Here is an 18,762-nt window from a genome sequence, read left to right on the forward strand (position 1 = left end):
ATTGAACAATTCTATTTTAGACAAAAATATTCAGGAATTTATAACTCAAAATAGTGGTGCCCCGATTACAAAATTAGCGCTTCAAAAAAATCCGTTTCCTGAAATCGACTGGATATTGGTTTTAAATCAGATTGAAGCAAAATCTAAGGCAAAAGACAAATTACCCACTTGGTTTTCAACGGAAAATATCATTTACCCAAGTAAGGTTTCTGTTGAACAAACCTCATCTGAAAAAACAGCTGCTTATAAAGCTTCACTAATCTCAGGCGAAAGTTTGATAGATCTTACGGGAGGTTTTGGCGTAGATGATTATTACTTTGCTAAAAAATTCAAGAGCATTACCCATTGCGAAATCAACGAAGATTTATCGGGAATTGTACAGCATAATTTCGAACAATTAAAAGTTGACAATTGTACCTTTTATGCCAATGATTCTACAAATGCACTAAACGAACTGAATCAAAAATGGGACTGGATTTATATTGATCCTTCCCGCAGAAGTGATGCAAAAGGCAAGGTTTTTATGCTAAAGGATTGTTTACCCAATGTGCCTGAATTATTGGATTTTTATTTTGAAAAAAGTGATTCTATTTTAATAAAAACCGCTCCCTTACTGGATATTTCAGCAGGTTTAGCTGAATTAAAATTCGTTAAAAACATTCATATTATTGCACTTGAAAATGAAGTAAAAGAATTGCTTTTTGAAATTCACAATCATTACAAAGGCGAAATTCGCATAAAAACAGCCAACATTCTAAAGGATAAAACGGAGACTTTCGATTTTGCTCTGGGTGATGACACTGTTTTTCCTTCGTATCATTTGCCTCAAAAATATGTTTATGAAGCCAATTCGGCTATAATGAAATCCGGTGGTTTTGATGAAGTAAGTGCTTTTTTCGACATCAATAAACTGCATAAACACTCACATTTATACACATCAGAGAGTTTAATCGATTTTCCGGGACGAACTTTTGAAATCGAAAAAGTGATTGGGTACGGTAAAAACGAAATGAAAGCGGAGCTTGCCAATAAGCAGGCCAATATTACCACACGAAATTTTCCAGACACGGTAGAAAACATTCGAAAAAAGTGGAAAATAAAAAATGGAGGAAATTTGTATTGTTTTTTTACAACTGATAAAAATGATAACAAAATAGTTTTAATTTGCAGAAAAATAACTGAAAAATGAAACAACTAATTACTCTAACCTTTTTTTTATTAACGCTTACCGCATTCGCTCAAAAACCATGTGAATATAGCACAAATGTAAACGACTCTATTGGCAGCTATAAAGTAACCAATGATTACCTGATGAGCGAAAAATATTTTGGCGGAACATTTGATTATATTTTCTTTGCCTTGGCGCAAACAGATGGTTTACCTACATTAAACTTGCAATATATTCAGAAAAGCAAGGATTTTATAAAAGCAAATTGCTTTGATAAGAATTCGAAAATCTTTTTGCAATTAGAAAACGGAAAAATTGTAACCTTAATTCATATCGACAGAGAGAATTGTGGTACACTAATTCATGATGATAAAGGTTTTGACAATCGTATTAATACCGGTATTTTCATGTTTATGAAAGATAATTATGAGGAACTAAAAAAATCGCCTATCTCTATAATGCGTATTAAATACCTCACGGTAACGGAAGATTATATCGTAAAGAGAGAATTAACATCAGAACTGAATGGTAAGGTTTACAAACCCAATACCTATTTTATGGAGAATATGAGATGTGTTGAATAATTAATCGCATTTCCAGGTTTGATCAGCAACTTTATCTTTTAAACCGGTTTTTAAATTATAATGCCACCATTCTGAATCAAACGAATTGAAGCCGTTTTTGATCATTATACTTTTAAGATATTTTCTATTTGCGATTACGGGAACGGGCAGTTTTTTATAATTATGACTGGCCTGAATTCCGAAAAAATCAAATTTAGTTCCCATTTCAAGTTCGATACCATCGGCATTTACTAACGAAATATCTACGGCTCCTCCTCTATTATGGATGGAGCCTTTTTTTGGATCTGCAACATACTCGGGATTGGATACTATTTCCCACATTTTTTTCTGTATCGATAAGGGCCTGTAGCAATCGTATATTTTTATTTTGCATCCATTCTTCATAAATTCTTTATTAGCGGCTATAAGGGCCTGAACGGTCTTGTAACGCAATAAACATTCGGCACAATCATATACTTTTGCTTTTAGAAAATTATCCTCGGTAGCATACTTCATATCGTAAACAAAATCTTTACTATAGTCTTTTAAATTCACAAAAGTGGTATCGGCAATTTCCTGTTGTTGTGGATCTGAATATGCTTCGTTTTGGGCTTTTACCTCAGGCACAAACAAGATGATACTGAAGAAGAATAAAAAACGAAATTTTGAAGAGGTATGTATTTTCATTGTAAAGAGGTATTGTATCCTGTAAATATAGAGATAAAAAGCGTTGTACAGAAAATGTTGTTTTGTACGATACTTTATTAATCTTTATAGTTTAAACTATGATCTTTAATTATTTTCTGGCTTTTGAGCTTAATCGCTTTAGGTAATTGTTTCCAACTTTTATCATATTCAATTTTATAAACATCATCTTCGTTCCCTGAAGGATAATAAGCTGTTGCTTTAGATTTTACAAAACTCTGATTGTTTGATTTTTCAGGAATTGTATAAATAATTTGCTTGAATGGCTTTGCATCCAGTCCATCGCTGTCTCCCATATAGGACAAATAAAATTCAGGTTTACCATCTTTATCCTCATCGCTAATAGTACATTTTTGATAATCAAATTCAGGCCAATAGACTACATTTCCAAAATCCTGAAATTTAGCTTTTTCGATTAATCCTCCGTGATCTTGTAATAGTACAAAAGCATATAAATTATGTTCGCTAAAAATTATAGTATCCATAGGTTTGCCCTTCATATCGCTATGTTTCCACGATTCTTCTTCATGAACCCATTTTTTAGTTTTAAAATTATAAACTTCACCAACAGCTCCATCTTTGTAATCGATCATACGGCTGAGTTTGTTGATTTTCTTTTTAAAAACAAATTCAAAATGACCATACTGACTTTCGCAATGAATAATCATTGTTGTTTTACCATATAATTTACTCTTGTAATTAAACTCAGCATCCGCAACGGCTTTGCTGTATTTTAGGGAATCTTTAGGATAATAGCGTTGTATTGTCAAAGGTTTTATCTGGGATGTAATTGAATTTACAAAGACTAAAAAAAGCAGTAGAAAAAGGTAATTTGGTCTTAATTTCATTTTTTTAATTTTTAATGTAAAACAGTACTAATGTAATAATCAAGTATCACTCATAATTTTACTGGACTTTTTTTACTACATTTCCTTCCTTGTCAGTTACATTTGGCTTATGGATTTCATGCCATCTTTTTACAAAGAAATCAATGTTTGCCATGTCTTTTTTTACCAAATCCCTTAATTTATTCAGCTGTTTTTCAAAGCTGCTTTGGGTTTTATATGTTCCTATTTTATACTCGGGTAAAAAAAGCATATAAAACAAAGGCGGACCTTTATAATCATCGCTTCTTAATTGCATAGTAGTTGAATCATTAGGCGGCATCTTAAAATTTATTCCGTCACACTCTTTCAAATCTGAAATTGAATTTATCTTTTCATTAAGTTCGAAAATATTCAAGTCTATTTTTATCCGTTTCTCCCCTCTAAAAACAGTCAAAGTAATAATATGCAAGTGATTCTCATTGGTAAGCTTGCATAATTCATAGCAGTAACCGCGAATATTAGAATCGTATTCGCCAAACCAAGATGTTTTGAACGGAGATTTGATATATCCGTTTTCTTCAAGTTCTGGAATACCATACTCTTTGAGAATAGTATTTCGTGCTGTGAGAAGCTCTTTTTCTGTTATTTTAAAATTATCTTTCATTTTCTCTAGAAATCAAAACGATTGGAAAATTACATTGCTGAATAGTGATTGTTTAATTCTTTTCTGTAGATCCAAAAACCAAAATTACTTTTGTATTATATCCCAGTTTTCAAGTATGTAAGTATTACAAATACCTTTTTTTACTTCGGCTACAAAATATTTTCGTTTCGGATTATAAATCAGAAAAAATGATAAGCTTTTTTCTTTTACATATTTCCCATTAATCTTTTAAAATAAGATCTATGACCCAAAATTATGGGACTTAAAAATATGCATATAGAAGTTATCCAAAACATTACTCCCTGTGGAGGCAGTGGAACATTTTTGCCCCAAATAACTCTTGACAGAACAGATAACAAAATATAAACCAGTAAATTAAAAAGAGAAAATAATAGTGGCTTGTATAACTTGAAGTTTTTAACGTACGTAAAAAACAGAAAATATAGTATGATAAAAGGCAAACCATAAAATAATACCCGCCATAAATTCCACAATGCTACTGCATCTAAACAGCCTTGATAATCATAATTAGACGAATCAAAAATAAGAAATAAATAACTACCAATAAGCTCAGTTAAGAAAAGGCTTAAATATAGTATTAAGAAATATGCTAACTTATTCATTATGTGCTTTTTTAATTAATTCTTGCCCTAGTTTTACTTTATCATCATAACTTTTAAAATTAAATGACTTACCTCCATTGAAACTCTCTCTCATAACATCATTCACAGCACCTGGACCAATCGTTTTGGCTACTGTCCCAGTAAACAGTTCATTAATGTTAGTTATTATTGGATTAAGATCATTCCCCCTATAACTGTTGATGTAGTCTTGAACTTTCGACTGTTCAAATTCTACCATTTTATTATCTAAAGCTATTCCTGTCAAGCCTGCAAATGATTGCCCCCCACCTTTTGCATCAGTAAACTCCTGCGGTATCTAAAAAAAAAACTTGCTTTCCCGAAATAAAATTATCAGTCAATAATTTCAGTTTCTTAATTGGAATTTTCTTTTATTTATAGACTCTTCTAAAAACATTGCCTCTTTAGAAAATATATTATTCAGTTCAAAAAAAGATGCCTTCGTCAATTGAAAAACATGTTTTTCCTATTTTTTAATTAACCCATATTCCTGCACAACATAAGTATTCAAAATAGATTTTTTGTATTCAACTCTTAATAAAAAGTTAGCCATAATTTTTTTTCTCTCTAAATGGTTAGAATTTTGAAACCCTACACTATAAACTTTATCATCAAAATAAAAGAGCAATCTATCTGATCGACCTGAAATATAATTTGATATTTTACATTTTTTTACAAAAATTTCGTTCTGACTTTTATATATTATATATTCATTTATTGGAATTTTTAAAATTAATGCCATATAAATAGAAAAAAAAGAGACCGTTATTATAACAAAAAAATAATCCAAAATACTTTTTTTTATTTTGATTTTATCCCTAATCTCTAATACAAATAATATAATAAAGGATATAGAAAACAATACCCAAAATATATATTTAGGAGAGTTTAATATTAATTGATTCTCTCTTAGATATAAAACTATACCTATTAGCAGTAAAAAATAAATCCATTTACTCTTTAAAATTTTATTGATCATTTGCTTTTTGTTTTCCTCTTCTAATTTGATTTGCTTCTTTTGAAATAACTCCTTTTGCAACAGCATCTTTTCCCTTTTGCTGTAAAAGATTGTTTGTGTTTTTTAATGCTTTATTTCACTGTTGTTGTACCTTTTTAAAATTAGTCTCCCTATCCAATTCCTTCCCATTAAACAAATAAGGCGAACTAAACGAACTCGAATGTTCCTCAAACAATACCTCTCCAAAGGCAATGTATTCCACATGCTGCGAAATAGATCCGTGTCGAGATGTAATATACGAAGTACTTCCCAAATGATCAGGATGAAAATAAAAAATATCATTCTCCGGGAGACCAATTCCTGTAAATCCTTCTCCGGGTTTAACTGTTGTAGGTTCTATAGGTGGACCAAATTGTACCGGTGGTCCGGGAACATCGCCTGGCGCGTTAAAAATAGGATTTCTTGGCCAGCCTTCCGGTGGTTCTTGATTTTCTTCCACAGGTTTTATTACTGCTGTTGGATATGGATCTCCTAAACTCGGGTGTTCCATAAATTCCTTGTTGTGTTGGGAGCATTCTACAAAAAAATGCAGTTGCAATTTGGATTTTAGAATTCTTAAAACATAAAAAACCTCGCCAATTTTGCGAGGTTTAATTTTTCTATTCTTTGTCGATTCTCGTTGCGCCACACGAAAGGATTCGTGCGGGAGCGGGGGGCAGCTTTTTATAAGAACTCTTTGCAGAGCAGTGAACCATTATTTTGACCATTCTTCAGGTGTTCCTTCATTATCAATACATTCAGGGTGTGTAGTTTTATAGACTATACCTCTTTTATCTGTCCAAATTTTAATGACATGTGGATTTAATCCATTCCCTGACTTTTTCACTATATATCTACAATTAGGTTTTAATTTTATTTTAGATTTATATAAAATACCTCCTTTAGTACAACGATATTCTTTAGGTATATTATTGAATGAAAAATCAGAAGGAATTAACTCAGTATCACCTTGCCATACGAATAAGAACCCTCCTTCATAAGGAAAACCATCTGCTTTAATCGAATCGTTATCCACCTCTAATGAATTAATTGGTAAATTATTACAACTAACTACTTTTTGAATTTTTGTATCAAAATAAATTTTGTGTTTTTGACATGAAGTCAGTATAAAAAATATGATAATTATATATTTTGTATTATTCATCTTTACTGGATTATTCTTTCTTAAAAACAAAAAACCTCGCTTCAGGAGGTTTTTTGTTTTTATTCTATTTTTTCTTTTCAATTATTAATAGTATTGTTTCATCTTTATTTGTCGCTATAATACTATCATTAATTATTTTTTCTATTGTATATTTTTGCTTATTAAACTCTATTTCATTATTATAATTTCTAATTGTTTGCTTTGAAAATTCAAGTTTATCCTGACTATAGGTTTCCTTATTATAATCCCTGACATCTGGTCCTTCAGGGGAACAATAGACATATTCTTTTAATAATCCTTTTTCATATTTAAAAGATTCCTCTATCAAAAACTTGTAATTAGCATAATATAAAAAGCAACTTTTTGAATAAGTGTAACCTTCATCTTTAGGCATTTCCATACCTCTAATAAACTTAAAATCTGTATATTCTTTTGCAACTTCATTTTTTGTATTACAAGAAAACAATACAACTGCTACGCTAATTAACATTAATCTCTTTATTTCTCTGTACATCTTGTCTATTATTAATAATTACCTTAATTTTCCCTGGATTAGTTTTGCTCTTATTTGCCTGTCCCTTAATAGTATTGATAATTTTATTCGTTTGATTATCTGATGGATTTGTTTTAGAATTATTTTTATTCACTATTCCAAAACAAGATTCTGAGCCACCAGCCCTAACAACACCTTCCTCATCATTGGCATATATAGCACCAACATGAATCAAAACATTACTTGAAGAATCAACATTTTTCCCTTTTAAATTCTTTCTAGATTGAGATTTAAGTTTCTCGCTTCCATTTTTTGATAATCGTAATGCAGCTGTATCATTACCATGAGGATAGCTTCCTTGAACTTTTGCATCATATTCATTATCTCCCTGTGGATCAAAAGAAATGTTGGTTAATTGAAGACTCTTGCCTCCATCATTTCTATTCTCTGGTAATACTTCCATTTCGCGATGTAATATACGAAGTACTTCCCAATGATCAGGATGGAAGTAAAAAATATCATTCTCCGGCAGACCAATCCCTGTAAACCCTTCTCCTGGCTTAACCGTTGTAGGTTCAACAGGCGGCCCAAATTGTACCGGTGGTCCGGGAACATCACCTGGTGCGTTGAAAATAGGATTTCTTGGCCAACCTTCTGGTGGTTCTTGATTTTCTTCCACAGGTTTTATTACTGCTGTTGGATATGGATCACCAGTAAATTCTGGGGTAGCTTAGATACCTTGCTGGGTTGGAGGGCCCGGAGGTACCCCTAAACTTTTTACATAGTTATGTAATGCTTTTTGCTGTTCGGCTGTTAACTTGGTGTAGTTTATGCCTCCGGCTGTAATACCTAGAGGCTGAGTGCAATACTTTTATTTCGTATTCTCATTTTTAAACATAAAAAAACTTCGCATTTCTGCAAAGTTAAATTTTTCTATTCTTTGTCTATTTTCTTTGACGGTTCGAAGTCGGGAGACTTCGAACAGCGGGCTATACTACCAACATTTATAATTTGACCCTTTGTGAAGAATCCATTTACTTTTAATATTCGAGTATTTATAAATAATTTTAGTATTTGTAATCGTTAACGGTTTTAAATCATTTACATTTCTATCAACGTTAACTTTACAATAATTTTTTATTTTACCTATAAACTCTATTTGATCAGTACTAGACATGCTACAAGTAAATCTATTAGGAATATATTCTAAACATTCATCATTTCTATAATATCCTACCTTAATTCCATAATCACAATCTTTACTTGTATCCATTACTAATTTTAAAGTCTTATTTTTTAATGCGTAAATCTGATAGAATTCGTATTCTCTAGATTCTTTGTATCCTCCAATCATTAATTCTTTATTACATCGAAATAATCTATTGAACTCAAATGGCACAAGAAAACTAGTGTTTAATTTCCTGTTATATATGATAGAATATTTTTTATTCAAGCTAGTTGGAGAATCATATGAAAGACTTATTTCATAAACAACAACCGAGTAAATATCATTTTTTATTTCTTTGATTGACAATTTCTGTGCACTTTTTAAATAATTTTTTAAAAACCATTCTTTTAAAAACTGTTTCTTATTTTTAACTTTATTTAAGTCAATATTTAATTTTTCAATATTCTCAATATTTGCAATTAAATTTTTCTGACTATTAGGCATGTAATTAATATGTGATTCACTCCATAAATTACTTGTCAAGAAAAAAAACACTACTATAGCTATATCTCTAATTTTCATTTGATTGAATTATATATTTTAAAAACTGTATCTTTATAATCTGGCTCTTTTGCACCTGGTCCATACTTTTGAATGGCATAATCCCATCCTTGGAAATTTTTAGTCTTACCGTCACTTGACATAAATGCTTTATAATATAACCATTTAGATCCCCACTGTGTACTTAAAGAAGCACCACTTCCATTTTTCACATCCTCTTTTGTCATTCCCATTTTTCCCTTATCTCCATAATCTCCCATATTAAACATACTAAATATATCACTGGCTTTTGTAGATTCAGAAGTTCCCTGCCCTAACCTAGACTCTTTATAAGACAGTGCTTTAACTAAATTAACATCTAACGGCGTAGCTTCTTTGCCAACAGTATAATTTCCAACAGATAGACTTCCTTCTTTAATCCCTTCATTTATGATAAACGTTGCTGCTGCTATTTCATAATCGTATTTATTATATTTATCATCTGATGGGTCAGTATTTTTATCTAGAGAATATGTTATCTTTCCTGGCATTGGAGCCTCTACAAAAGTCCCCAGTGGAGTGTTTAATGTATTAGAAGGTGCCCCAAATAGAGAAGGCTCGGGTTTATTTGTCGTAGCTACATATGTTTTAAAAACCGTCTTAGATTTAACACGAGAAATTTCCTGACCTTGCTGATTAAAGAAAACAATATCCAATGGCCTTTTACCATCAGGATCAATAAATCGTATCGGATTATTAAAACTAAAAACATACGCACCATAATTTGGCATCTTATCTGCCATTGGATCTACATTTAACCACACACTCGTCTTCATATCCAAATATCTTGCTCCATAATAGCTCAAATTCGTTTCACGATCTAATTCTTTCCCATTAAACAAATAAGGCGAAGAAAAAGATGATGAATGCTCCTCAAACAAAACCTCCCCAAAAGCGATATATTCTACATGCTGTGATATAGAACCATTTTTGGTTGTAATATACGAAGTACTTCCCAAATGATCAGGATGAAAGTAAAAAATATCATTCTCCGGCAAACCAATTCCTGTAAATCCTTCTCCGGGCTTAACTGTTGTAGGTTCAACAGGCGGCCCAAATTGTACTGGTGGTCCCGGTACATCTCCTGGTCCATTGAAAATTGGGTTTCTGGGCCAGCCTTCCGGTGGTTCCTGATTTTCTTCAACAGGTTTTATTACTGCTGTTGGATATGGATCTCCAGTAAATTCAGGTGTAGCGTAAATACCCTGTTGTGTTGGAGGTCCCGGAGGCACTCCTAAACTTCTTACATAGGTATCTAGTGCTTTTTGTTGTTCTGCTGTTAGTTTGGTATAATTAACTCCTCCGGCTGTAATACCCAAAGGCTGAGCAAAAGTTCCGTTTCCTAACTTACTTACAATACGTCCTGCTCCTTCAAAATAATGTTTAGTAAACTTCCCTTTACTTATTACAAAATATGGGCTTACATAACCTGTGTAATCATCGGTATGCACAATTGTTGCTGCCGTTTCTCCGTTAATGGCTACGTTTTGAGAATCTCCTGAGCTTTTTATTACTCGTTCGCCTTTTGCATCATACGTATATTGGTGAATTCTTCCATTATCATTTATTCCCATTAAACGATTTTCTTCGTCCCAGGTCATTTTTCTGAAACTCTTATCTTCCGTATAACTCGTTGGGTTTCCGTTACCATCGTACATATATTGCCTTGGCTCTGATTTTCCTGACTCAGCAATTTTATTTGGCGCGTTCGGATGCAGTTCGTTATCGTAGTTGTAATCTAAAACATAGCCTTTTTGTTCATTGTTTACCGTATGTACTAAATCCTTTTTTGTGATGTTGTGCATCTTGTTATAACTCATATTCAGCTCATAACTTGCCTTGGTAAACTCACCCTGATAGGTTGCTTTTGCCGATTTTAACCTGTAAAAATCATCGTATTGGTACTCATGGTTTGAAGTTCCGCCCAAAGTATTGTTTACTACAGGAGCGGTATTTTTAATACCTAGGACATTCCCCACCAAATCATAACTATACGAATTGTTCATGACTTGTCTTGTACCGCTTTTTACCTGTAATTGCTGTAACCTTCGCATTACATCATCGTAAGTATAGTTGGTCTCGGTATCATTACCGTACTTTAAGTATTTACGTTGCTCGAACTCATCATAACTTAATTGTTTGATGTAATCGTAGGTATGACTTTCTTTTTTACCCTGCATGCTTTGCAGGTTTCCTGCACGGTTATAGGTATACTCCAGCACTTCGCCGTCAGGATAGGTCATTTTCTGGATACGGTTCCAGGTATCGTATTCGTATTGCGAAATATAAGTCTGCACATCCGTAGGTGTAATACGGAGTGTACGAATTTCCTTTTCGACTTCGCCTAATTTACCGTAGAAAAATTCCTGTCCGCCACTGGCATCCTGTACAAACCATAATCTTCCTCTGCGCGATGCTGTTCCATCGGCCTTACCATAATTGTATTGTACATTATTTTGCGGGTTTTTAGGATACTTAATCGTTTCTAAACGGTTGTAATTGTATATATATTCTATTGCTCCACCATTTGGAACGGTATTTTTTATATCCTGCGTAATACGGGAAGTTAAATTACCCGCTAAATCATACTGCATAGTGGTCGTTCCTGCATCAGGATGCGTAAATTCAATACGTCTTCCTAACCAGTCATAACTGCTATTTGTAATATGATCCATGGCATCGGTTACTTTTATGGTTTCACCCAATGCATTGGTTTCAAATTTGGTCAGCAAATCATTTTGCATACTGGCCAAATTCTGGCCTTTAGCATCAGTATAGGTTTCACTTGTTTTATTTAGAGCATCTGTTTGTGTGGTGTGCAATACCGGAACTCCATCATAATTATCTAAAACAAAAGCAACCGTATTAGTGCTTCCGTCCGGCAATTCTACTTTTACAGCACGTCCTACTTCATCATATTCTGTTTTGGTTGGAGCAACGCTTGATACTGTTGTACTAAAATTGTTATCTACGGTAGTTGTCGTCGTTGGGTAATAACTGGTTATTGGCCTGCCTAATCCGTCGTAAATAATTTGTCCGGAAACAATCTGTGCTTCCTGATCTGCACTGCCAGCCGCTGTAAATAAACTAGCTGTTTTCTTCACCTGCAAGGCTCTGCCTAATCCATCAGTATAGGTATAAGTTTCAATATCCTTATCCAGTTCCGGATCGTAATTTTTGGTTTTCGCATACGGAACTTTGGCTTCAGGAAAGTATTCGTACGCTATGGTGTATGGTTTGCCTGAGGCAATTTCGTAAGGTGCTCTTATCGTCGCCATACGCCCTTTTGCATCTAATGTATATGTGTTACTCTGATCGTTACGGTCTGTCGTTTTTACAGGTATTCCAAAACGATAATCGTATTCCATCTTGTTCTGGTATCCAAAAGCATCTTTGATTTCGGTCATGAACTGATGATTGTCTTCATCATAAGTATAATCCAATGTCATACGCTGCCCTTTATGATTCGTCGGACCTGTTATTTTTTGCAGGTTTCCGTAAGTATCGTAAGCAATATCTGTAAGTGCAATTTTATCAGCGGCACTATAATTTTTTATTTGGGTAACTTCGGCTGTTTTGGTGTCGATTGTGGTCGCTCTTTTACGACGTAAACCTTCAGTAGTAACTACTTCGAGTTGTTTTGGTATTCCACCATAATAAGGCGTTGTACTCTCATAATAACTTATTTTTGCCGTTACTTTATCACTTGCCGTTCCGTTGCCTAAATCTTCATATTGTGTGATATTTCCGTTGGCATCATAAGTATTAAAAGTATTAGTTTCCAGATAATCACTTCCTCCTTCGTATACTTTTTGATTGGCATGAATCATTCCCACAAAAATACGTTTATCATCACATGATGGTAAATTTAGTTCCGATACTGGTACACTAGCCTGCGTCGTAACATCTGTAAAACTGTATTCGTTTTCAGCTTCCTGACGCATTTTATTGTTTTTATCTAATGTATAACTACGTTTTAAAAGATTTTTACGGAAATAATCCTGATTGTAAAATTCCTGAACTGTCGTTGAAAAAACTGAGTCATCCGCTGCATCAATTTGTTCCTGAATTATTTTTCCAAAACCATAAAAATCTCTTTCACGACGATCGTAGTATCCGTCTTCGTACCTGAATTTTGCAATAGAATGATCGATACCATCGCCTATATATCCGTCAAAAACATCTATGGATTGTAACACCCATTTGGCTGATGGATTTTCGTAACTTGATTTGGTTAATTCATAATCTACCACATAACTATTTCCAGCACCATTGGTAACGCTTTTAAGTTTGTTGGTTCTTTTAATGTTGGAAAGACGCACTACCAGATGGTCTTCATCATCAGAAAGTACATAATCCAGATTTCCATCACCATCCATATCATTAAAAGTAGCTTCGGTACGAGAGGTACTAAAGCCTGTAGAACCTCCAAGACTAGGGGTAATTCTAATCAGGAAAATAGGAATATCATAACTAAAACCAGTACTAAGTCCATAATTAGTACTGTTATTTTCGTTCATTCTCGAAAATTTAGGATACTCAATAGGTGTCATAAAACTATCTCCCATATTTAAAGCAACCATCATTTTACTGCCAATGTATTCCACTTTATCAAGCAGCCCGTCTGAATTAACATCAAGCATTAAAGTCTTAGAATTGTCGGTTCCTTTTCCGAAATTGAATCCACCTGTAAATGAACCCGATTTGTAAGACATTCCACTAGAAGGACTTATCGCCCAATTTTCAGAATAACCCGTCGCAAGTCCATCCAGATTCCATTTTTCTTCTGTTAAAAATCCATAACCTGAATTTAAAGCTACTTCACCGGTTTTCTTAACTCTGTCAGCAAGTCCATCTCCATTAATATCAATATGCATGTATTGCGATTCATCTTCATTGGTTCCCATATTACCGGATATGGACATAGTGGCCGAAATATCTATTGATTCCTTTACAGATCTAAGCTCATTTACCATTGAACAGTTACTATCTGAAACGGCTACCATTTTCTGCACCGTTTTTGTAAAACCATGCGAATAACTTCCATCAGAACTAATTCCATCTGATTTGCTTTCTCCGTGACTGTAATTGTAAATTTCAGTTTTTTGACTACTTATTCCTCCTATCGGAGAAGTAAACTGTACTTCCTTTCCACGGATATAATCAGGAAAACGGTCACCGTTTAAATCGGCCATAGTCTGGGTAACATAACTTTTTCCTTCTCCTTTACTTCCTCCCGGGCCAAGCGGTCCTACTTTTAGTCCGGCTGAATAACTGGTACTTTCGTTCTCGCTTAAGATTTCCAGTGCCATAGTTCCTCCACCGTCGAGACTTGGCAGACTTGCATCAAAATAAGAGGCAATATCATCTTCACCAAGACGCGAAGTTCCCATAAATCTGCTGTCGATAAAAGTGGTTTCTTCCAGTCCCACCGTATTATTTTTAGCATACATACTCTGCATGGCTATAAAATATACCTTGGCAATATCATAACCCTGCTGCTCTGTTTCTGACTGGTTATCAGGATCTAAGTTTGGTTCTGCGTTGTAAGTATCAGATGTTTTTAATTGCGACACTGCTATAACATCAGAAGCAAAAGCTCCTGTATTATTAATAACAAATCCGCCCCATTCTCTGTGCCCTAATCCTAACTGTAATTCTTCAGCAAAAAATGGCGAATAAACAGCATATTTATTTGTATCTGCAGACCAGGTTGCTGCCAAATCACCCAATACATTCAGATATACAGGCATTTGAAAAAGAGAAATACAATATTGAGTTATGGCATTACTTTCCAACTCTGGAACGCTAATTTCCAAATCAATTGGTAATCCGTTTATAACTTTTGAAAAATCTGTTACCGGCTCTAAAACAGTCAGATCTTCCTGTAAAACGGCATTAACCATTTTATAATGTTTTCTGGCTACTAATTGGTTATTTTGCTTTGCAGTAATGGTTACATTGCCATTTAATTTTGTTTTAAGAGGATTAAATCCCGGAATTAAATTAAGATCAGTAGCTGCTAAATTAATGGACAAAATTCCATCAATAGTCGAACTTTTTTTCTCAATAAGATAATTTCCAAGTCGTTTTTTATAACGCTGTAAATACACATCTATTTTCTTATTCTCAGATACAGCCGGTGCCACAGCAGGCATATTTATCGAAGGATCAAAAGTAATGGTGTTCCAATTTACATTTGTCTTGCTGTCTAAAACAAAACGAATCTGCGAAGTTGCATTATTATTTAATACTCCAATACTGCTCATATCAAAACTAACGGCTTGATTTGCCTTAAACTGCTTTTCATAGAGTACCGTTTCAACTGCTCCTGCATCCAGATTTTTTCTAAATATTCGAAGCGTAACATGATCTGAGGTAATGGGTTTTACAAAAGTTCCTGCAAAAGAAATTGTACCGGCTGAAACTAATAAGCCCGAATTTGTGCTGCTTAAAAAGTCTTTTTCGGCATCATAATTTTTCAGTGAGTATAAGTTGGCATCTACAGCATCATCAGCTATGGGCAATAAACTGCCCGTATCATCATTTACTGTTATATATGAAATTTTTGGACTCCATAATACCTGATCAAAACTTCCATCCATAACAGAACTTACCCTGAAAAATAGCTTTTCTCCTTTTGTTACGGTAATTACATCCTCTTTGGTTTTACTATTATAATCGTCTGCGGCAATGGCTTGTTTCCATACTAAACTATTTCCTTGCTGGAAAAACAATTGCACACCATCTGCTTTATCTTTTCCGTCATTGGTTAAATATTCTGTTCTTTCTTTTGACAGATCTTTTTGTAATTCATAGGTATGGGATACTTTAATCTGCCCGGTTACAGGTGCTTCCCACATACGAACCACATCATGCAACGGGTTTTTGACCTGCATTTCTTCAAAAGTCATTGCCGGAGCCGGAAAACTCAAAGTAAGTTCTCCATCTCCTGAAACCGGCGAAGGTGTTCCCGTACTGCCTGGTTTAAAAGTTGGAACTCCATTAACTAAACGGTTGTAATAAACCTGCCCGTTATTGGCAAAGTCAACTAGTCCGTCACCGTTAAAGTCCATGAAATAACTTTTTGTTTTGCTGTTGGTATATTGTTTATCAAAACCAACACTAGCACTAACTTTTGAATATCCTATAACTAAATCTACTCCCCAATTGAAAGTTTTACTGGATGAGTTTCCTATATTATTTAATGATATTTCCTGAATTTCTCCAAAACCATTAGTTCCCTGATTAGAAAGATTTTTTCGATAATACACATTATCTCCTTTTCTAAATACTTTGTCCGGAAGCTGATCGCCATCTAAATCTTCCAGGGTTACAATAGTTTCAGAGGATCCCCAACTATTTCCACCATGCGCCCCTACAGTATTTTGCTTAAAATTTCCAGAATCGGTAGATAACCCAACTCCAATTCGATAATTTATTCCCGCCGATTTACCATTCGAACTATTTCCCAGCGTATGTTTTCCTGATACATCAACATTCGGTAAAATGTTATTTTTTAAATGATCATCAGGCACACTCCAATTCTGCTCGGTCCCAAACGGAATATATTTCCCTGAAGCATCACGAACATCATCAAAATAATCCAGCGTATTGGTGTAAAATAATTTTGATTCAGAATCATATTCAGAAATTGATTCAAGCAATGTTTTCTTAAAAGCGCCCTCTTTGTATTTCAGCTCATAACTGCGAATCATATCGTCTTTGTAGCGTACTTCTATTTTGCGTAATAATTGATTGTTCAGCTGTTTGAAACCTAATCTTGCCGAAACCTCTACATCTGCACGGTTAGCTTCTCCTAAATCAGCATTTTTTACAAAAGTAACGCTGTAGTTTCCTTTTTGGGAATCAAAACCGGTATAATAAACTTTTTTAAGATATAGTTCTCCGTCTTTTTTATCGTATTCGTATTCAACTGTATTTCCTTTTAGATCGACCTGAAGACATAGCGCCCAATGCCCAATATTTCCGGACCCATCCTGCAAAATGGCATCGGTTGAAAGTCCTGATGCGTTTCCTCCATAGTAACTGGCCACTCCGCTTTTGTCCTTTACGACCCAATAATAATTTTTAGGAGAGGATCCTTTACGAATAATTTGCTGGAATGCGCCTTCACGTCTTGGATAAAACTGTTTGTCGGTTGTTCTTCCTACCCATTCAGCTCTGTGCGAATTGGGGATTAATTGTTCTCCTGCAATTGCATAAGTTTCAGTTTCTTTTGATGCATCGTATCGTGGTGCTCCCCAACGGGTTTCGATACTTACTGCCGGAGCAGAAATATCCCAGCCCATACCTGCCCAGCTATGACCGCCATCACTATCATATTGCAGGTTAAAAGAAGGCTGCATACCGCCTCTTCCGTTTGGAATCACGATCGAAAATCCGGTACTTGCCGTTCCTCTTCCGTTGGCCGAAGGCGGCGCAATTGACTGAATTCCTACTAACGGACTTGCCGCCTTTAAGTCTTTTATGCTTGTTGGTGTATATCCTGAAGTTTCTGGAGATTCGGGCATTTTTATAATTCCGGCAATAAAATCGGTAAAATGAGTGGTTTTCGCCTTAATAATTCCTTGTTTGATATCCAGTGAATCTTTGGTTACTTCCTGCCACAATCTTTTGTTTTCATCGAAATAAAATACATTAATATCCTTCTCTGTATAACCTTCAGGAATTGTTTTTTTATCGTAAGGTAATGACAAGGTTACAGCTTTCTTGAAAATGGTTCCGTGTGGCAATAACCTGAAACCTGCATTGGTTCCTGTAACGTTGACCATAGCAGAATTTAGCGGAGCAATATCTATTTTTCGAAGTCCGCTTACGGATACTTTTACATTACTTTTTAAAGCTCCAACAGGAAAAACTGCCGAAAAAGCTTTATAATCTAATGTATTTACAGTTTCAAAGTTGATGGTTTTAGCAATACGTTCTTTAGCATTTTCCAGCGGTCTGTAACCCGGAACTTTCAAAAATTGACTGAACTCTAATTTCTCATTTACAATAACTCCAGTTGTCGTTTCTTTGGTTACCAAAATTGATTTTCCTGTAGTTGCCGCGTCTAATACCAATTCAAATTCAGGCTGATTGACATCAATCGAAATTCCGCCAATAGTCATTTTTCTGATTTGAGAAGGAAAATTGGTCCCTTTGATATAGAGTTTGTTATCTGATTTTAATAAAGTAAAGTCAGTCGAAGCCAGAGCGGTTTTATAAACAATACGAACATTTTTTATTCGGTACGAATTTGAAGTTCCTTCAGGAGCTGTAAACAATAAAACGTTGTCTCCTTCATGCAATGATTTTTCTGAAAGCAACTCCGATTGTTTGCTCCAATGGTTATTTTGCGATACAAATTGTCCTCCAATACTGGGTTGGTTGTTTAAACTTCTCGAAATAGAAGCTGCCTGATCGTATCCGTACAATTCATATTGCAGATACACATTTTCTCCGTTAGAAGGCAAAGCATCCACTTTAAGATGAAAGACATTATCGTAGGCATCATCAATATCAGATTCATCCCTGATCCCGATAATTCCCTCAGCAATATCTGCACTAAATGATTTTGTATTTTTAGTTTCGTTTTTAAGAATTGCGATCGAATCTGCTTTTGCTTTTTCAATAACCAATTCGTTCTCAGCATTACCTTGAGTAAATAAAGAGGCTATTTTGTAGGGGCCAAAATTGGCGGCAAACAAAAAAGAACCTATTAAAAATACCAGTATTATAATTTTATTTTTCATAAAGTAGGGTAAT

Annotated in this window: 13 protein-coding genes; 2 read left to right on the forward strand and 11 right to left on the reverse strand. The window is 34.2% G+C overall.

The genetic code is table 11. The features are described 5' to 3' along the window. The first annotated feature begins 1 nt into the window (after position 1). Together IRZ78_RS22130 and IRZ78_RS22135 are read left to right on the forward strand one after the other, a co-directional pair. Positions 2 to 1,189, forward strand: coding sequence for a class I SAM-dependent methyltransferase (locus tag IRZ78_RS22130; protein WP_194618957.1), 1,188 nt, complete (start codon positions 2 to 4; stop codon positions 1,187 to 1,189). Beyond that, positions 1,186 to 1,752, forward strand: coding sequence for a hypothetical protein (locus IRZ78_RS22135; RefSeq protein ID WP_194618959.1), 567 nt, complete (start codon positions 1,186 to 1,188; stop codon positions 1,750 to 1,752). The genes IRZ78_RS22130 and IRZ78_RS22135 overlap by 4 nt, the downstream gene beginning before the upstream one ends. On the opposite strand, the gene IRZ78_RS22140 is transcribed toward IRZ78_RS22135, so the two are convergent. The 11 genes from IRZ78_RS22140 to IRZ78_RS22190 form a co-directional block, all read right to left on the reverse strand. After that, positions 1,753 to 2,418 (reverse strand): M15 family metallopeptidase, encoded by a 666-nt coding sequence (locus tag IRZ78_RS22140; protein WP_194618961.1) that lies wholly within the window; start codon positions 2,416 to 2,418, stop codon positions 1,753 to 1,755. A 77-nt stretch (positions 2,419 to 2,495) separates the two neighbouring features. Then, positions 2,496 to 3,284, reverse strand: a complete 789-nt coding sequence (locus IRZ78_RS22145; protein ID WP_194618963.1) for a hypothetical protein — start codon at positions 3,282 to 3,284, stop codon at positions 2,496 to 2,498. Positions 3,285 to 3,342: 58 nt separating this feature from the next. Next, positions 3,343 to 3,927 (reverse strand): hypothetical protein, encoded by a 585-nt coding sequence (locus IRZ78_RS22150; protein WP_194618965.1) that lies wholly within the window; start codon positions 3,925 to 3,927, stop codon positions 3,343 to 3,345. A gap of 615 nt (positions 3,928 to 4,542) precedes the next feature. Further along, on the reverse strand, positions 4,543 to 4,815 hold the full coding sequence (locus IRZ78_RS22155) for a hypothetical protein (protein ID WP_194618967.1): 273 nt from the start codon (positions 4,813 to 4,815) through the stop codon (positions 4,543 to 4,545). Positions 4,816 to 5,034: 219 nt separating this feature from the next. Further along, complete coding sequence (locus IRZ78_RS22160; RefSeq protein WP_194618969.1) at positions 5,035 to 5,613, reverse strand: hypothetical protein; 579 nt, start codon at positions 5,611 to 5,613, stop codon at positions 5,035 to 5,037. 49 nt (positions 5,614 to 5,662) lie between these two features. Next, a complete protein-coding gene (locus IRZ78_RS22165; RefSeq protein WP_194618971.1) occupies positions 5,663 to 6,076 on the reverse strand; it encodes a hypothetical protein in 414 nt (137 codons plus the stop codon). A gap of 204 nt (positions 6,077 to 6,280) precedes the next feature. Next, entirely contained in the window at positions 6,281 to 6,730 is a 450-nt protein-coding gene (locus tag IRZ78_RS22170; RefSeq protein ID WP_194618973.1) for a hypothetical protein, read from the reverse strand. Positions 6,731 to 6,794: 64 nt separating this feature from the next. Further along, on the reverse strand, positions 6,795 to 7,244 hold the full coding sequence (locus IRZ78_RS22175; RefSeq protein ID WP_194618975.1) for a hypothetical protein: 450 nt from the start codon (positions 7,242 to 7,244) through the stop codon (positions 6,795 to 6,797). Then, positions 7,210 to 7,902, reverse strand: a complete 693-nt coding sequence (locus IRZ78_RS22180) for a hypothetical protein (protein ID WP_194618976.1) — start codon at positions 7,900 to 7,902, stop codon at positions 7,210 to 7,212. The genes IRZ78_RS22175 and IRZ78_RS22180 overlap by 35 nt, the downstream gene beginning before the upstream one ends. Before the next feature lie 315 nt (positions 7,903 to 8,217). Then, the gene (locus tag IRZ78_RS22185) at positions 8,218 to 8,973 is read right to left on the reverse strand and encodes a hypothetical protein (RefSeq protein ID WP_194618978.1); all 756 of its coding nucleotides are present in this window, start codon (positions 8,971 to 8,973) and stop codon (positions 8,218 to 8,220) included. Beyond that, positions 8,970 to 18,749, reverse strand: coding sequence for a SpvB/TcaC N-terminal domain-containing protein (locus IRZ78_RS22190; protein ID WP_194618980.1), 9,780 nt, complete (start codon positions 18,747 to 18,749; stop codon positions 8,970 to 8,972). Before IRZ78_RS22190 ends, IRZ78_RS22185 begins: the two co-directional genes overlap by 4 nt. Positions 18,750 to 18,762 lie beyond the last annotated feature (13 nt).

The organism is Flavobacterium sp. CSZ, from assembly GCF_015350725.1.
Taxonomy (GTDB): Bacteria; Bacteroidota; Bacteroidia; order Flavobacteriales; family Flavobacteriaceae; genus Flavobacterium.

What these genes read in the sequence shown, in the direction of transcription:
- IRZ78_RS22135 (WP_194618959.1), top strand. Translation starts at nt 1,186, where the DNA reads ATGAAACAACTAATTACTCTAACCTTTTTTTTATTAACGCTTACCGCA.
- IRZ78_RS22140 (WP_194618961.1), bottom strand. Translation starts at nt 2,418, where the DNA reads ATGAAAATACATACCTCTTCAAAATTTCGTTTTTTATTCTTCTTCAGT.
- IRZ78_RS22145 (WP_194618963.1), bottom strand. Translation starts at nt 3,284, where the DNA reads ATGAAATTAAGACCAAATTACCTTTTTCTACTGCTTTTTTTAGTCTTT.
- IRZ78_RS22150 (WP_194618965.1), bottom strand. Translation starts at nt 3,927, where the DNA reads ATGAAAGATAATTTTAAAATAACAGAAAAAGAGCTTCTCACAGCACGA.
- IRZ78_RS22160 (WP_194618969.1), bottom strand. Translation starts at nt 5,613, where the DNA reads ATGCTGTTGCAAAAGGAGTTATTTCAAAAGAAGCAAATCAAATTAGAA.
- IRZ78_RS22165 (WP_194618971.1), bottom strand. Translation starts at nt 6,076, where the DNA reads ATGGAACACCCGAGTTTAGGAGATCCATATCCAACAGCAGTAATAAAA.
- IRZ78_RS22170 (WP_194618973.1), bottom strand. Translation starts at nt 6,730, where the DNA reads ATGAATAATACAAAATATATAATTATCATATTTTTTATACTGACTTCA.
- IRZ78_RS22175 (WP_194618975.1), bottom strand. Translation starts at nt 7,244, where the DNA reads ATGTACAGAGAAATAAAGAGATTAATGTTAATTAGCGTAGCAGTTGTA.
- IRZ78_RS22185 (WP_194618978.1), bottom strand. Translation starts at nt 8,973, where the DNA reads ATGAAAATTAGAGATATAGCTATAGTAGTGTTTTTTTTCTTGACAAGT.
- IRZ78_RS22190 (WP_194618980.1), bottom strand. Translation starts at nt 18,749, where the DNA reads ATGAAAAATAAAATTATAATACTGGTATTTTTAATAGGTTCTTTTTTG.